The organism is Microbacterium marinilacus, from assembly GCF_019753765.1.
Taxonomy (GTDB): domain Bacteria; phylum Actinomycetota; class Actinomycetes; order Actinomycetales; family Microbacteriaceae; genus Microbacterium; species Microbacterium marinilacus.
Genome location: NZ_JAIJZW010000005.1, coordinates 135,314 through 150,411, shown reverse-complemented (window position 1 = coordinate 150,411; position 15,098 = coordinate 135,314). Strand labels below are relative to the sequence as shown.

At 71.8% G+C, this 15,098-nt stretch carries 15 protein-coding genes and 1 tRNA gene; 9 read left to right on the top strand and 7 right to left on the bottom strand.

What is annotated here, in order from left to right; genetic code table 11:
• Positions 1-49: 49 nt before the first annotated feature.
• On the top strand, positions 50-433 hold the full coding sequence (locus K5S26_RS10310; RefSeq protein ID WP_221857897.1) for a cold-shock protein: 384 nt from the start codon (positions 50-52) through the stop codon (positions 431-433).
• Entirely contained in the window at positions 426-1,130 is a 705-nt protein-coding gene (locus K5S26_RS10305) for a DUF3027 domain-containing protein (protein ID WP_221857896.1), read from the top strand. The genes K5S26_RS10310 and K5S26_RS10305 overlap by 8 nt, the downstream gene beginning before the upstream one ends.
• Positions 1,131-1,264: 134 nt before the next feature.
• Here K5S26_RS10305 and K5S26_RS10300 read toward each other — a convergent pair whose 3' ends face one another.
• Both K5S26_RS10300 and serC read right to left on the bottom strand, forming a co-directional pair.
• The gene (locus K5S26_RS10300) at positions 1,265-2,821 is read right to left on the bottom strand and encodes an MFS transporter (RefSeq protein WP_221857895.1); all 1,557 of its coding nucleotides are present in this window, start codon (positions 2,819-2,821) and stop codon (positions 1,265-1,267) included.
• Between the two features lie 247 nt (positions 2,822-3,068).
• Positions 3,069-4,181: a phosphoserine transaminase gene (gene serC / locus K5S26_RS10295; protein ID WP_221857894.1), complete on the bottom strand. Its 1,113-nt coding sequence runs from the start codon at positions 4,179-4,181 to the stop codon at positions 3,069-3,071.
• Between the two features lie 112 nt (positions 4,182-4,293).
• Between serC and K5S26_RS10290 the strand changes: the two genes are divergently transcribed.
• The 5 genes from K5S26_RS10290 (at position 4,294) to K5S26_RS10270 (ending at position 8,870) form a co-directional block, all read left to right on the top strand.
• Positions 4,294-5,001, top strand: a complete 708-nt coding sequence (locus K5S26_RS10290; protein WP_221857893.1) for an iron-dependent transcriptional repressor DtxR — start codon at positions 4,294-4,296, stop codon at positions 4,999-5,001.
• A 242-nt stretch (positions 5,002-5,243) separates the two neighbouring features.
• Positions 5,244-6,122: a M23 family metallopeptidase gene (locus K5S26_RS10285; protein ID WP_246603867.1), complete on the top strand. Its 879-nt coding sequence runs from the start codon at positions 5,244-5,246 to the stop codon at positions 6,120-6,122.
• Between the two features lie 357 nt (positions 6,123-6,479).
• Positions 6,480-6,977: an HNH endonuclease gene (locus K5S26_RS10280; RefSeq protein ID WP_221857892.1), complete on the top strand. Its 498-nt coding sequence runs from the start codon at positions 6,480-6,482 to the stop codon at positions 6,975-6,977.
• 96 nt (positions 6,978-7,073) lie between these two features.
• The gene (locus K5S26_RS10275) at positions 7,074-7,775 is read left to right on the top strand and encodes a hypothetical protein (RefSeq protein ID WP_221857891.1); all 702 of its coding nucleotides are present in this window, start codon (positions 7,074-7,076) and stop codon (positions 7,773-7,775) included.
• A 162-nt stretch (positions 7,776-7,937) separates the two neighbouring features.
• Positions 7,938-8,870 (top strand): aldo/keto reductase, encoded by a 933-nt coding sequence (locus K5S26_RS10270; RefSeq protein ID WP_221857890.1) that lies wholly within the window; start codon positions 7,938-7,940, stop codon positions 8,868-8,870.
• Positions 8,871-8,889: 19 nt separating this feature from the next.
• Here the strand turns inward: K5S26_RS10270 and K5S26_RS10265 are convergent, their stop codons facing one another.
• The gene (locus K5S26_RS10265) at positions 8,890-9,747 is read right to left on the bottom strand and encodes a helix-turn-helix domain-containing protein (RefSeq protein WP_221857889.1); all 858 of its coding nucleotides are present in this window, start codon (positions 9,745-9,747) and stop codon (positions 8,890-8,892) included.
• An 87-nt stretch (positions 9,748-9,834) separates the two neighbouring features.
• Between K5S26_RS10265 and K5S26_RS10260 the strand changes: the two genes are divergently transcribed.
• Together K5S26_RS10260 and helR are read left to right on the top strand one after the other, a co-directional pair.
• Positions 9,835-10,620, top strand: coding sequence for an SDR family NAD(P)-dependent oxidoreductase (locus K5S26_RS10260; RefSeq protein ID WP_221857888.1), 786 nt, complete (start codon positions 9,835-9,837; stop codon positions 10,618-10,620).
• Between the two features lie 198 nt (positions 10,621-10,818).
• Positions 10,819-13,080 carry an RNA polymerase recycling motor ATPase HelR gene (gene helR, locus K5S26_RS10255; RefSeq protein ID WP_221858008.1) on the top strand — a complete coding sequence of 754 codons (2,262 nt, stop codon included), beginning with the start codon at positions 10,819-10,821 and terminating at the stop codon, positions 13,078-13,080.
• A 29-nt stretch (positions 13,081-13,109) separates the two neighbouring features.
• Here helR and K5S26_RS10250 read toward each other — a convergent pair.
• The 4 genes from K5S26_RS10250 to K5S26_RS10235 form a co-directional block, all read right to left on the bottom strand.
• Positions 13,110-13,184 (bottom strand) — tRNA-Arg (locus K5S26_RS10250).
• Between the two features lie 104 nt (positions 13,185-13,288).
• A complete protein-coding gene (locus K5S26_RS10245) occupies positions 13,289-13,570 on the bottom strand; it encodes a Fe-S cluster assembly protein HesB (protein WP_221857887.1) in 282 nt (93 codons plus the stop codon).
• A 155-nt stretch (positions 13,571-13,725) separates the two neighbouring features.
• Positions 13,726-14,070 carry a histone-like nucleoid-structuring protein Lsr2 gene (locus tag K5S26_RS10240; RefSeq protein WP_221857886.1) on the bottom strand — a complete coding sequence of 115 codons (345 nt, stop codon included), beginning with the start codon at positions 14,068-14,070 and terminating at the stop codon, positions 13,726-13,728.
• 96 nt (positions 14,071-14,166) lie between these two features.
• Positions 14,167-15,030: a LuxR C-terminal-related transcriptional regulator gene (locus tag K5S26_RS10235; protein WP_221857885.1), complete on the bottom strand. Its 864-nt coding sequence runs from the start codon at positions 15,028-15,030 to the stop codon at positions 14,167-14,169.
• Positions 15,031-15,098 lie beyond the last annotated feature (68 nt).

Here is a 15,098-nt window from a genome sequence, read left to right as displayed (position 1 = left end):
ATCCGACGGTCTCGCATTCGTTTTCTCTCGATGCTGCAGAGGTTGTGTCATGCCCACCGGCAAGGTCAGGTTCTACGACGAGGACAAGGGCTTCGGCTTCATCTCCTCCGACGACGGTCAGGACGTCTTCCTGCACGCCAGCGCCCTGCCCGCCGGGGCCGCGGCGCCCACGGCCGGCACGCGTCTCGAGTTCGGCGTGGCCGACGGCCGCAAGGGGCCGCAGGCGCTGTCGGTGCGCGTGCTGGACGCTCCGCCGAGCCTCGCGAAGGCCAAGCGCAAGCCGGCCGACGACATGGCCGTGATCATCGAGGACCTGGTGAAGCTGCTCGACGGCGTCGGGGGCGACCTGCGTCGCGGCCATTACCCATCGAGCGGTCACGGCCGCAAGGTCGCGGCCGTGCTGCGCAAGGTCGCGGAAGAGCTCGATGTCTGACGCGCCGGAGGAGGGCGCGGCGGTCGACGCCGCGGCCGAGGACGCGCAGCGCGCCGACCTCGAGCTGCCCGAGCCCGATCGGCGTCTCCTCGAGGCGCACGACCTGGCGCTCGCGGCGCTCGGCGAGATCACGCCGGCCGGCACGGTGGGGCCGGCGGCGGGCCACTCCGTGGAGCCCGACGGCGTCGTCTCGCTGCGCTTCGAGAACACCCTGCTCGGCTATCCCGGCTGGTACTGGACGGTCTCGCTCGCGGTCGTCGAGGGCGCTGAGCCCACGGTGCTGGAGGCCGAGCTGCTGCCTGGCCACGATGCCCTGCTGGCGCCCGACTGGGTGCCGTGGGCCGTGCGCCTGAAGGAGTACCAGGCCGCGCAGGCCGTCGCCGCGGCGGAGGCCGCCGCTCTGACCGAGTCGCAGGACGGCGAGCCGGACGGTGAGCACGCGGACGACGAGGACGACCTCGACGAGCGCGACGACTTCGACGACGACGCCGAGGACTTCGACGACGACGGCTCGCCCATCCTGCACGGAGGCGACCTCGACGGCGTCGACATCGACACTCTCGACACGGGCGCCGCCGACGATGCTGACGGGTTCGAGGACGCCGACGACGAGGGCTCGGACGACGAGGACGGCCTCGACGACGAGTCGGACGAGGACGCAGGCGACTTCGAGGACGACGCGGACGACCGCGACTGACACGAGAGTCCCCGCGGAGCGCGGAGACCCTCCGTCTGTCCGGTCTGGTCGTCGGACGGCGGGCCGCCGACACGATCGACAGAGCGGCGCCCCGGGCCTGAGCCCAGGGCGCCGCTCTCGTTCCGCTCGGGGCGCTAGACGCCTGCGGGCTCGTGCTGCCCGGCGCCCGCGTCGGGCAGCACGTCGAGCGGCATCGTGCTCGTGTCGATGAGCGGGTCCTCGTCCTGGCGGGCGACGATCTCGGCGGCCTCGGCCTTCGTCTCCACGGCGGGCACCGACCCCAGCAGCGGCCGGCGCGCCGACTCCTTCATGGTCAGCACCGCCAGGCCCGCGACGAGGCCGAAGAACATGATGTAGAACGCGGGCATGAAGGCGTTGCCGGTCAGCTGGATCAACGCCTCGCTGAACAGCGGCGTCGTGCCGCCGAACAGCGACACCGACAGGTTGTACGCGATCGCCATGGCCCCGAAGCGAGACGCCGTCGGGAACAGCGCGGGCAGCGCGGCCGCGGAGGGCCCCACCCAGAGCGCGACCGGCAGCATCGTCATCGTCAGAGCCAGCAGGATCGCCCAGGCCTCGCCGAGCTGCATGATGGCGAACGCGGGCACCATGAGCACGAGCGTCGCGACCGAGGCGGTCAGGTACACGGGCTTGCGTCCCACCCGATCCGACAGGCGCCCCACCAGCGGCAGGCACGCCGACAGCACGATCAGCACGGGCACGGTCGCCATGGCCGCGACGAGGTTCGACACTCCGACCTCGTTCTCGAGGTATGCGGGCATGTAGCTCGTCAGCGCATAGCCGGCGGAGTTGGTCGCGGCGACGATCGCCATCGCGATCAGCATCTGACGCCAGTAGTGGCGGAAGATGCCGACGATGCCGTGGCGCGAGAGCGGGTCCTGCTCGTCGATCTCGGTCTCGCCGGCGTTCTCGGCGACCTCGTACGCGGGGGTCTCGGGGATGCGCAGGCGGAACCAGATGGCCACGATGCCGAGCGGCAGCGCCACGAGGAAGGGGATGCGCCAGCCGTACTCGACCATCGCGCCGGGGCCAGAGATCGACTCGACGGCCAGCGTCGTCAGTGCCACGGTGGAGGCGCCGGCCGCGAAGCCGAGGTACGAGCCGGAGTCGAGCCACGACGACCAGAAGCCGCGCCGCCGGTCGGGCGAGAACTCGGCCACGTACGTCGTCGCCCCGGCGTACTCGCCGCCGGTCGAGAAGCCCTGCACCATCTTCAGCAGGTAGAGGGGGATGATCGCCCACAGCCCGATCTGCGCCGCGGTCGGCAGCACGCCGATGAGCGCGGTGGACGCGGCCATGATGGCCATGGTCAGGAACAGCACCTTCTGGCGCCCGATGCGATCGCCGATCGGGCCGAGGACGGCGCCGCCGAGCGGTCGCACGAGGAAGGACACCGCGAACCCGAACAGCGTCACCAGCAACCCGGCCTCGCGGGGCAGGCCCTCGGTGAACACCGCGGTCATCGTGACGGCGAGATAGCCGTAGATGCCGAAGTCGAACCACTCCATGAAGTTGCCGACCACGGTGCCGGAGATGGCGGTGCGGATGCGCGAGCGCTTCACCACCAGCACGTCGTCGACCTTCAGTCTGCGGGGCTGCCGCCGCGGCTTCCGCGTGGACGGGGTCGTCGCGGGGCCGGGCGGCTGAGTACTGCTGGGGTTCACGCTCATCACTCGTTTCGTGTCGTTCGCAATCGTTTCGAGCGATGCCCAGAGAGGCATCAAAGCCCCGACCATACCGAGAATCCGGTGTCGCTCTGGAGGGGGAGGACCCGACTTGACAAGGCTCGGTGGCCGCGGCACACGCGGGCGCGATAGCGACCTCGTCCGGACGTCGGTTCCGAATGCCGTGTGAACGTGAAGACGCCCCGCAGAGGACTCTGCGAGGCGTCTCGTGGGTCTCCGGACGGATCGGCGTCTACCGCTGGGCGTCCAGGACGTAGTCGATGCTGCGGATCAGCTGGCGGACGTCGTCGGGCTCGATGGAGACGAAGGTCGCCACGCGCAGCTGGTTGCGGCCAAGCTTGCGGTAGGGCTCGGTGTCGACGACCCCGTTGGCGCGGAGGGTCCCCGCGACGGCCGCCGCGTCGACCGACTCGTCGAAGTCGATGGTCACGACGACGGGGGAGCGGTGCTCGGGGTCGGTGACGAACGGCGTCGCGACCTCCGACGCCTCGGCCCAGGCGTACAGCGCGCCCGACGACTCCGCGGTGCGGGCGGCCGCCCACTCGAGCCCGCCGTTCGCGAGGGTCCAGGACAGCTGGCTGTCGAGCAGATGCAGCGTGGTCAGCGCCGGCGTGTTCAGCGTCTGCTGCAGGCGCGAGTTCGCCACGGCCTGCGACAGGCTGAGGAACTCGGGGATATAGCGATCGGAGGCGGCGATCCGCTCGATCCGCTCGAGCGCCGCCGGCGACATCGCGGCGAACCAGAGGCCGCCGTCCGACCCGAGGTTCTTCTGCGGCGCGAAGTAGTACACGTCCGTCTCGGCGACGTCGAAGTCGATGCCGCCCGCTGCGCTGGTCGCGTCGATGACCGTCAGAGCGCCCTCGTCGCCGGAGACCCGCGCGATCGGGGCTGCCACGCCGGTGGAGGTCTCGTTGTGCGGCCACGCGTAGACGTCGACGCCCTCGACGGGCTCGGCCGCTGCGCGGGAGCCGGCCGGGGCGTCGCGCACGTCGGGGGCCTCGAGCCACGGCGCCTTGGCGGCCTTGGCGAACTTCCCGCCGAACTCGCCGAACGTCAGGTGCTGGCTCCGGCGCTCGATCAGGCCGAAGGCCGCGGCGTCCCAGAACGCGGTCGAGCCGCCGTTGCCGAGCACGATCTCGTAGCCGTCGGGCAGCCGGAACAGGTCGGCGAGGGACTCGCGCACGCTCGCCACCAGGTTCTTCACGGGCGCCTGCCGGTGCGACGTCCCCAGCAGCGACGTCCCGGCGGCGGCGAGCGCCTGCACCTGCTCGGGGCGCACCTTCGACGGGCCGCATCCGAAGCGGCCGTCGGCGGGAAGGAGGTCGGTGGGGATCGTGAGCGTCATGCGCACAGCATATTGCCGGTGGCGATGCGGCATCGTCGGCGATCCGATGTCCCCGGCGGTCGTTAGGATTGCCTGAGAAGCGAACAGGAATCAGCGCGCGACGGAGGCTGGGATGACCGACCTGATCGACACCACCGAGATGTATCTCCGCACGATCCTCGAACTGGAGGAGGAGAACATCGTGCCGCTGCGCGCGCGCATCTCCGAGCGCCTCGGGCACTCCGGGCCGACCGTGTCGCAGACGGTCGGCCGTATGGAGCGAGACGGCCTCGTGGTCGTCGGCGACGACCGGCGGCTCGAGCTCACGGTCGCCGGCCGGCAGAAGGCGGTCGACGTGATGCGCAAGCACCGCCTCGCCGAGCGACTGCTGTCCGACGTCATCGGCCTCGACTGGGCGTACGTCCACGAGGAGGCGTGCCGGTGGGAGCACGTCATGAGCGAGCAGGTCGAGCGTCGTCTCATCGAGCTGCTCGGCCACCCGACCGAGTCGCCGTACGGCAACCCGATCCCCGGCCTCGACCAGCTCGGCAGCGCCGCAGCGCACACGTTCGAGGAGGGCGTGGTGGGGCTCGTGAGGCGCCTGGACGACGAGGGCGGCCCGATCCGCGGCACGGTGCGGCGCCTCGCCGAGCCGGCGCAGGTCGATCCCGATCTGCTGCAGCAGCTGCGCGACGCAGGCGTCGTCCCCGGCGCCGAGGGCGGCTACCGCTACAGCGAGGGGTACGTGCTGGTGCAGATGGACGGCCAGGACGACGGCCTCGAGCTGCCGGTCGAGCTCGCCTCTCACATCTTCCTCGTCGACGACCGCGTCGCCGCCTGACAGTCTCCGTGTCGCTCCCGCGGAGACTGCCAGGTCGTCCGCAGCGGGGATTCCCGATCGGGCGTGACATTTCCGTTACCTTCCCGTAGTCTCGGGGGATACCCGGGGCGACCCCTCCTGGGTTGCTCCGTGGGAAATCGCCTCTCCGGCTCGTCGTTTCCACGGATCGCACACTGCGTGCCCCGACAGACCAGTGCTGACGAGCCGGCGGACCCGAACCGCGAGGCGATGGAGGAACAGATTTGTCCGAGATCGATTCGTCATCCGTCGTGCCCGACACCGACAAGACGACCCTCGTCCCCGCTCGGGGCGAGACATCCGCAGGATCCGCGGCAGCCGTCCGCAAGACGATCCGCCGCGCCGAGCGCGAGGCGCGCCGAGTCGGCCGCCCGCGCATCCGGCCGATTCGTGCCGTGGGCACGGTCGCCGCCGTCGGCGCACTGATCGCCGGCGTCGCGTTCCCCGCCTACGCCGCGATCCAGTCCGAGGGCGAGGCCCTCTCGGTGCACGACGTCGCGACCGCCGACGCGCAGTCGCTCGTCGTGGCGTCCGAGGTCGAGACGCCCGCGCTCGACGGCTCCGCGTATGCCGCGACGACCCCCGAGGAGATCGCCCAGGCGAAGGCCGAGAAGGCTGCCGCCGAGCGCGCGAAGCAGCAGGCGGCTGCCGCGGCCGAGGCCGCGGCGAACGCCGCTGCGGCGACGGCCACGGCGTCCGTCGCGGCCGCAGCAGCACCGCCCGTGGCGAGCGGCAGCTTCGGCGCCCCGCTGCCCGGCGGCTACACGATCACGCGCTCCGTCGGCAGCGGCCACGAGGGCACCGACATGGTCATCGGCGCCGGCACCCCGATCTACGCGGTCGCCTCCGGGACGGTCGTCACCGCCGGCTGGTCCGGCGCCTACGGCAACCTCGTGACGTTCACCGCGACCGTCGACGGCTCGGCCGTCGAGGTGCGCAACGCGCACATGAGCTCCATCGCCGTGTCGCCCGGCCAGACCGTGAACGCCGGCGACATCATCGGCTACGTCGGCAGCACCGGCCGCTCCACGGCGAACCACCTCCACATCGAGGTGCGCATCAACGGCGGGCTCGTCGACCCGATGGGCGTCCTGCCCATCTGACGATCGACGACGAGGGGCCCGGCGGACACGTTCCGCCGGGCCCCTCGTCGTCGACACGCCCGGGAGTTCACCGTCCGTTCTGCCGCGGCGTCCCAGCCGTGGGCTAGCCTGATCCCGTCGCCGAGAGGGACGAAGGGAGAAGCCGATGGAACGAATACCTCGCATCCGCACCATGGATGCGCTCGGGCGTTACGTCCTTCGGCATCGTGTGCACTCGAGCCGCGGTCTCACCGCGGTCGCAGAGGCGCTGTCTGTCTAGACAGCGCCTTTTTTCGTCTCTGCACGCCTTCTCGCCCACGACGCGGCCGAAGTTCGAGAGCCCGGAAAGCCGTCCGGGACCCATCGAGAGGACGTGAGATGCGCACACTGGTGTTGAACGCGGGATACGAGCCGCTCGCCGTGGTGTCGTTCAAACGGGCGCTGGTGCTCGTCATGAACGACAAGGCGACCGTGATCGAGCACGACGAGGACGAGCCGATCTGGGGCACCAGATCGTCGTACGACCGACCGGCGGTGATCGTGCTGACCCGCTATGTGCGCGTGCCGACCGCCCGCCGCATCCCCGTCACGCGCCGCGGGGTGTTGAGACGGGACGCCTATCGGTGCGTCTACTGCTGCAAGGCGGCCTCGACCATCGACCACATCCTGCCCCGCTCGCGCGGCGGGGCCGACTCGTGGGAGAACCTGGCGGCGTGCTGCCTGCGCTGCAACAACGTCAAGGGCGACCACACCCCTCAGGAGATGGGGTGGGAGCTGCAGACGACGCCGCGGCCCCCGCACGGGACGGCCTGGACGGTGCGCGGCACCGAGCGAGCCGACCCCCGCTGGGAGCCGTACCTCGCCCTGGCCGCCTGACGCACTCGTTCTCCATCCGTTCGCCTGGGCTCTGTAGAGTCTGCGCCACGCGCCCCGACGGGCGCCCGAGGGGGCTGGACACAGGGAGGCTGCATCGTGGCGAAGAAGACCAAGGCGGAGAAGGCGGCGGAAGCGGCGGTCGACGCCGCGTCCGACGCGGCGAAGGGCGCGAGGAAGCTGAGCAGGTCGCTGCCCAAGAAGGACGCGAAGAAGCTCCGTTCGCTGGCGGACGAGGCGGCGGACGCCGCGGACGTGTCGAAGAAGAGGATCGCGCGGAAGCCGCGCAAGGTCGAGAAGAACGCGACCGCCGCGGTCGCCGCGATCACCAAGGCGACGGGCCGGATCGAGTCGAAGCTCGCCGAGCGGGAGGCTGAGCGCAAGGCGGCGGAGAAGCTGGTGAAGAAGGCGCGCAAGCGCGCCGCCGGGGGAGCGGACGAGGCGCCGAGGGGCGCGGAGACCGCCGAGGGCGTCGAGGCCCCCGACGCGCTGGAGGCGCCCTCCGGCGCCGAACGCGACACCGCGGCCGCCTCGATCCCCGCGGGGCAGACGCCCGTCGACGAAGCCCCGGACGGGAGCGCGCCGGCTGACGTGGAGCCGGGGCAGATCGAGCGCCCCGCTCCGGCTGTCGCGAAGGAGCGCGCCGCGCGCCGTCGCGAGCCGAAGGCGACGGTCGCGCCGTTCGACGCATCCAGCCTCGAGTCGCTGACGGTCCCCCAACTGCGCGCGAGGGCGCGCGCAGAACAGCGGACGGGATACTCGCGCCTCACCAAGGCGCAGCTGGTCGAACTGCTCTCCTGACGCGGGCGAGGCGTCGACCCCGCACTCTTCCGGCGAGCCGGTATCCGATCGGCAGCGGGCTCGGCAATCTGGTGCGGGCTCGGCGATCTGGTGCGGGCTCGGCGATCTGGTGCGGGGTCGGCGTCCGGCCCACGGGCTCCGTACCGCCCTAGGCTGGGCCGCATGAAGACCTTCACCCTCCCGGGAACGGACATCGTCGTCCCCAACATCGTCCTCGGACTGATGCGCATCCAGGACAAGAGCGACGAGGAAGTGCGCACTCTCGTCGGCACCGCCCGCGACGCCGGGATCACGTTCCTCGATCACGCCGACGTCTACGGCAGCGGGCCGCACGGCTGCGAGCGGCGCTTCGCGGAGGCGCTGCGTCTGACCTCGTCGGAACGCGAGCAGCTCGTGATCCAGTCGAAGGCCGGGATCGTGAAGGACGGCCCGTACTTCGACTTCTCGTACGAGCACCTCGTCGAGTCGGTGAACGGATCGCTGGAGGCGCTCGGCACCGACTACCTTGACATCCTGCTGCTGCACCGGCCCGACGCGCTGGTCGAGCCGGAGGAGGTCGCGCGGGCGTTCGACGAGCTCTCGGCCTCGGGCAAGGTGCGGGCGTTCGGCGTGTCGAACCAGACGCCGCAGCAGATCGAGCTGTTGCGCAGGCACGTGTCGCAGCCGATCGTCGCGAACCAGCTGCAGCTGTCGATCACTCACGCGCCGATCGTCGCGCAGGGGGTCGCGGCCAACATGCAGGGCCTGGACCAGTCGATCGTGCGCGACGGCGGGATCGTCGACTACTGCCGTCTGCACGACATCACCGTACAGGCGTGGTCGCCCTTCCAGGCGGGCTTCTTCGACGGGCCGTTCCTCGGGTCCGACCGCTACCCCGAGCTGAACGCCGTGATCGACCGGCTGAGCGGCAAGTACGACGTGCCGGCGGAGGCGATCGCGGTGGCGTGGATCACCCGGCACCCGGCGCGCATGCAGGTCGTGCTGGGCACCACCACGCCCGAGCGCGTGACCGCCGCGGCTCTCGGCTCGGACCTGCCGCTGACCCGTCCCGAGTGGTACGAGCTGTTCCGCGCGGCGGGCTACACGGTCCCGTGAGCGCCGGACTCGCCGGGGCTCAGCGCGGCTCGGCGGCGCCGAACCGCTCCGAGCCGAGCACGGCGAGCAGCGCGAGCGCCTCGGCGTCCGGCGAGCCCGGCGGGGCCGTGTAGAGCACGAGGTGCTGGTCGCGGTCGGCGAGGAGCAGCGAGTCGCAGTCGACCGTGATGCTGCCGACGGCGGGATGCCGGAAGGTCTTGGTGAGCACGGGGGCCGCCTGCACGTCGTGCCGCCGCCAGAGGCGCGCCAACTCCGCGCTGCCCGCGCCGAGCTCGTCGACGAGGCCGCTGATCGCCGGGTCCGAGGGGTAGCGCGTGAGGGCCTGACGCAGCTGCATCACCACGTGGTGGCGGAACTCCGCGCCGTCGGAGATGCCGTAGGGAGGGTCGTCCGTGGGGGCCGGTGTCGCGAAGGCGCGGCGGGCGAGGTTCCGCTCGTGCGGGGAGAGCCGGGCGAAGTCCTCCATGAGGGCCGCCGCGAGCCCGTTCCAGGCGAGCACCTCGAACGCCGCCGACAGGACGATGCCCGCCGTCTGCGGGATGCGGTCCAGCAGGGCGAGGATGCTCGGCCGCACGTCGCGTCGGTGGCGGTCGTGGCGGATCGGCGCGGCGCCGGCGAGCACATGGAGATGCTCCGACTCGGCGGCCGTGAGCAGGAGCGCGCCCGCGATCCCGGCCAGCACCTCGGACGAGGGCCGCGGTGCGCGCCCCTGCTCGAGCCGGACGTAGTACTCCGTGGAGATGTGCGCGAGAACAGCGACCTCCTCGCGGCGCAGCCCCGGCGTCCGCCGCCGCGCACCCGCGGGCAGTCCGACGTCCCGGGGGAGCAGCCGTTCGCGGCGGGATCGGAGGAACGCCGCCAGCTCCTGCGTGTCCATACGTCCAGTCTCTCCCTTGCGGCGTCGCCGAGCCTGGTACTCCCGATGCCTGGAACGAGCGTGCGCGTCGGCCGGACGCTGGATGTCATGACGAACGGACATCTCCCCAGCAGCCCGGTGGGCCTGCTCGCAGACAAGATCATCTTCATCAGCGGCGCCAGCCGCGGCATCGGCGCGGCGGCCGCCCGCCTGTTCGCCCGCGAGGGGGCGGCGGTCGTGCTCGGCGCGCGCGGCCTGGACGCGCTCGAGGGCGTGGTCGAGGAGATCCGCGGCGCCGGCGGGGTCGCCGACGCCGTCGCCCTCGACCTCGCCGACGACACGAGCGTGCGGGCCGCCATCGACCGGGTCGAGCAGCTGCACGGGCGCCTCGACGGGGCCTTCAACAACGGGGCCGTGGTCCAGCAGCCCGGTCCGCTCGACACGACGACCGACGACGACATCCAACAGCAGTTCGCGGTCAACTTCCGCGCTCACTGGATCGCGATGAACGCCGAGGCCGCGCTGATGCGCAAGAGCGGCGGCGGGGCCATCGTCAACACCTCGAGCATCGGGTCGCGTCGCGCCAACCCCGATCTGCCGGCCTACGGCGCCATGAAGCGGGCCCTCAACAGCATCACCGAGACCGCCGCCGTCTCGTGGGCGCGCGACGGCATCCGGGTCAACGGGCTGACGCCGGGCGGCACGGCGACGGACATGATCGCCGCCTGGGAGCGCGCCACCCCGGGCGTCATCGATCACATCAACGCCTCCATCCCGCTGGGGCGGATGGCCGAGCCGCGCGAGGTGGCCGAGGTGGCGGGCTTCCTGCTCAGCGACCGCGCCTCCATCGTCACCGGTGCGATCGTCCCGGTCGACGGCGGCGCGGGAGCCTGAGCCCGGCCGCGGGGCGGGCCGACGGGCGCGGTTGATCCTCGGCCCGATCGGCTGAGGGACGTTCCCGGCTCGACACCAGGCAGGAGACGCGTGACCGCGTCCCGCCTGCAGTTCCAGGATACCGGCGGGGTGGGGGCTTGCGGCAAGGGCCCCCGATGGGAGCAGAATCGCATTCCCGCCTGCGACCCTCGGAGCCCCATCCCCGTGAACACGAGCCCTTTCGCGCTGCCCGCGCGCCTGTCCGCCAAGACCGATCCGCGGCTCATCGCCGCCGATGAGCACCACTTCGCGGCGATCCCCGCGAACCTCGCACGCACGTCCAGCGCGCTCACCGCGCGTCTCGACATCGCGAGGGCCGAGCCCGCCGGCCCCGGGCAGGCCGCCCTCGACCGCGACGCCGAGGTCCACCGGCTGTCGTCGCGGCTCGGCGTGCTGCGCCGATTCGGCATCGACCTCTGTCTCGGCCGGATGGTGCGCGACGACGGCGAGACGGTGTACATCGGACGCGGGGGACTGGCGGACTCAGACGGGCGGCGACTGCTCGTGGACTGGCGCGCGCCGGCGGCCGAGCCGTTCTTCGCCGCGAGCCACGGCGACCCTCGCGGCCTCGTCAGCCGCCGCCGCTACCGCTGGAACGACGGCCGGATCACCGACTACTGGGACGAGGTCTTCGACCTCGAGGCGATCGAGGGCAGCGCCGCCCTCGACGACCAGTCGGCGTTCGTCGCCAGCCTCGGCGCGAGCCGATCGCCGCGCATGCGCGACGTGCTGGCCACGATCCAGGCGGATCAGGACGCGATCGTCCGGGCCGACTCTCGCGGCGCCCTCGTCGTCGACGGCGGACCCGGCACCGGCAAGACCGTCGTCGCGCTGCACCGCGCGGCCTTCCTGCTCTATGCGGATCCGCGCCTGGCTCCCGGCTCGGGCGGCGTCCTGTTCGTCGGCCCGCACGAGCCGTACCTGGATTATGTGGAGGACGTGCTGCCGAGCCTCGGCGAGGAGAACGTGGCCACCTGCACGCTGCGCGACCTCGTGCCGGAAGGCCGGGGCGCCGTGACGGAGGGCGTGCCGGAGATCGCGCGGCTCAAGGCCGACGCGCGGATGCTCGCCGCGGTCGAGCGCGCCGTCCGCCGCCTCGAGCGCGCGCCCACGCGCGAGCTCCTCGTCGAGACCGCCGTCGCCGACATCCGGATCTCCCCGGCCGACTGGCGAGAGGCCTTCGCGGCCGCCGAGGCCGGCACGACACACAACGATGCGCGGGACCGCGTCTGGGATGCGCTGCTCGACCTGCTCGCCGCCCGCGGGGAGAGCGGCGAGACGACGGACGGGTGGGCGGGCCGCTCGGCCGCGCAGGGCGACCCCTGGGCGGAGGGATGGGGCGACGCGCGATGGACGCACTCGGACGAGGAGCAGTTCGACGCGTACGGCAGGGGCGGAGACGACCAGGACGGCGCCGGGAGAGCGGCGCTCGCCGCCGACGGCGAGCTGCGAGCCGCCTTCGCGCGGGTCTGGCCGCTGCTGGAGCCGGCCGATGTCGTCCGAGAGCTCTGGACCTCGGCGGACGTGCTGCGCGCCTGCGCGCCCTGGCTCGATCCGGCGGAGGTCGACGTGCTCCAGCGCCCCACCCGCGCGGCCTGGACGACCGCCGACCTGCCCCTGCTCGACGCCGCGCGCATGCTCGTCGGCGACCCCGACGCGGTGCGCGCGCGGCATCGTCGTTCGGCGCAGATCGCCGTCGAGCGCGAGCGGATGACGGACGTCGTCTCCGACCTGATCGCGGCGGACGACTCGGACATGGCCGTCATGTCGATGCTGCGCGGCCAGGACATGCGGGCCGCGCTCGAAGGCGTCGCCGTCGAGGCCGCGCCGGCGGCCGACGCGCTCGCCGGCCCCTTCGCGCACATCGTCGTCGACGAGGCGCAGGAGCTGACGGACGCCGAGTGGGGGATGCTGCTGCGGCGCTGCCCGTCGCGAAGCCTCACGATCGTGGGCGATCGGGCGCAGGCGCGACGCGGGTTCGCCGAGACCTGGCCGGAGCGCCTCGCGCGCGTCGGGATCGAGCGCTCCCGCGTCGCGCGGCTGACGGTGAACTACCGCACGCCGGAGGAGATCATGACGGAGGCAGCGCCCGTGATCCGGATCGCGCTGCCCGACGCCAACGTGCCGGTCTCCGTCCGCAGCGCCGGCGTCCCGGTGATGCACGCGCCACGCGCGGACCGCGACCGGATCCTCGAGGCGTGGCTCGCCGAGCACGACGATGGCGTGGTGTGCGTCATCGGCGATCCCTCGTTCTCCGGGGGAGGGCGGGTGCGGTCGGCGAGCCCGGCGGAGGCGAAGGGACTCGAGTTCGATCTCGTGGTGCTCGTCGACCCGTCGGCGTTCGGCGCGGGCGTCTCGGGAGCCGTCGACCGCTACGTCGCGATGACCCGGGCGACGCAGCGGCTCGTGATCCTCACCTGAGGTGCCGCTCGAAGGCCTCGGCTGAGTCCTGGTGCCCCTGGAGGGACTCGAACCCCCAACCGTTTCCTTAGGACGGAACTGCTCTTCCATTGAGCTACAGAGGCTGGCCCGGCCAGTCTAGCCGGGCGCCGGCACCGCACGGGACGCCCGGAACGCGAAGCGGCGCCGCCCGGACGGATCCGGGTGGCGCCGCTGGGCGCTGTGCGCCTTACTGCTGCAGGGCGAGGGCGAAGCGGACGCCCTCCTGCGTGACCTGTGCGTCGAGTACCTTGTCGTCGAGCTCGCCCGCGGCGACGTTCTCGAGGAACACGCGGGCCTCTCCGGTCTCGACGACCGTGTCGCCCTGTTCCGGCGACGGTGCGAGCGTCAGTGCGTAACCCTCGGTCGACGCGCTGGTGCCCTGGATGCGAAGACCGGCGGTCGGAGCATCGGGCGTCTGCGAGACGATCGTGCGGACCGCGTCTGCGGCGTTCTCGGTAAGCGTGAGCATGTGGCTCTCCTTCCCTCGGGACCGGCCACGATTCCGAGAATCGCTGCCGAGCGCAAGGCAGACGCCCGACGTCCAGGGGATACACACCTGAATGCCGGGCGTCTGAAAAGAGCGGCGGAAGATGTCCGGCCGCGACGCGACGAGAGCTCGCGTCGTCAGTGAGCGGCCTCGTAGGCCTCGATGATCGCGGCGGGGACGCGTCCGCGCTCCGAGACGGTGTAACCGTTCTTCTTCGCCCATTCGCGAACGGGGCTGTAATCCGTCTGTCCGCCGCGGCGACGGCCGCGCGAAGAAGAGGATCCGGACGAACCGGAAGACATCCGGCGGGCGGCGGAAATGTACTTTCCGAAGGCATCGCGCAGCGCTTGCGCATTTCCCTCGGTCAGGTCGATCTCGTAGCTCTTTCCGTCGAGCGAGAACAGCACGGTCTCGCCTTCGCCGGGCTCAAGGACGGTCCCGTCGATGTCATCGACGAGCTGGTGAACGATCTTTCGGGCCATGCGGAGATGATAGCCCGGACATGAGAAAAAGGCGCGGTAATAAGAACGCCCATACCGATATATAAAGGATTGATTCAGGAATGGGTGCGGCCGGGGTCAGGGAAGCAGGCCCCATTTCCTGGCACGGACAACGGCTGCATGGCGTGTGGACGCATCCAATTTCGCCATAGCGGCGCTGAGATAGGCCTTCACCGTCCCCTCCCTCAGCCCGAGCAGCGCGCCGATCTCCGCGTTCGTCTCGCCCAACGCGGCCCGTGCGAGCACATCGACCTCGCGAGGCGAGAGCCGGATCTGGGGCACGGGCTCCGTGCGCGGCGCCTGCGCGATCCCCGACAACGCAGCCAGCCGGCGTTCGACATCGGCGAGCCGGGCGCGGATGTCGGCGTCGTCGATGTCCGCGGCGATGCGGCGCAGCTCCGCGTAGCTCTCCCGCAGCTCCTCGCGGTGTCCCGGCGACAGCGCGGGGCCCGCATCCGCGTCCTGCAGCCCGGAGAGCCGGCGGCGGGTCTCGTCGCGCACCGAGAGCTCGGCGGCGACCTCGTCCGCCACCCGCACGGCGGGCGCCGCGGCCACGCCGCCGATGTTCCAGCGCCCCCAGGCGCCGCCGTACAGCACGCCGCGCGGCTTGCCGTCGACCACGATCGGCGCCGCGATCAGCGTGCCGATGCCCTCGCCGAGGATGTAGCCGTCGTAGTCGTGGGTGATCTGCCGAGCAGTCCGGTAGTCCCCGGTCATCCGCGGCCGCATCTCGATCATCGCCCGCCCGCCGAGGCCGCGCTCGGGCCGGACGGCGAGACCGTCGAGAGAGTCGGTGTGATTGCCGAAGAACGCGCTCATCCGCGCCGTGCCGTTCTCGATGAGCCCGCCGAACGCGATGGGGAAGCGGGTGCGTCGCGACAGCGCGCGCACGGCCTCGGCGACCAGTCGGCGGTCGTCGGCGAGCTGCTCCTGCAGGGTCACCCGGCTACCTACTTTCGGGGGTGACGGCTCCTTCGCCGTCTTTCGTAGCGTCGAACTTATCACCGGCT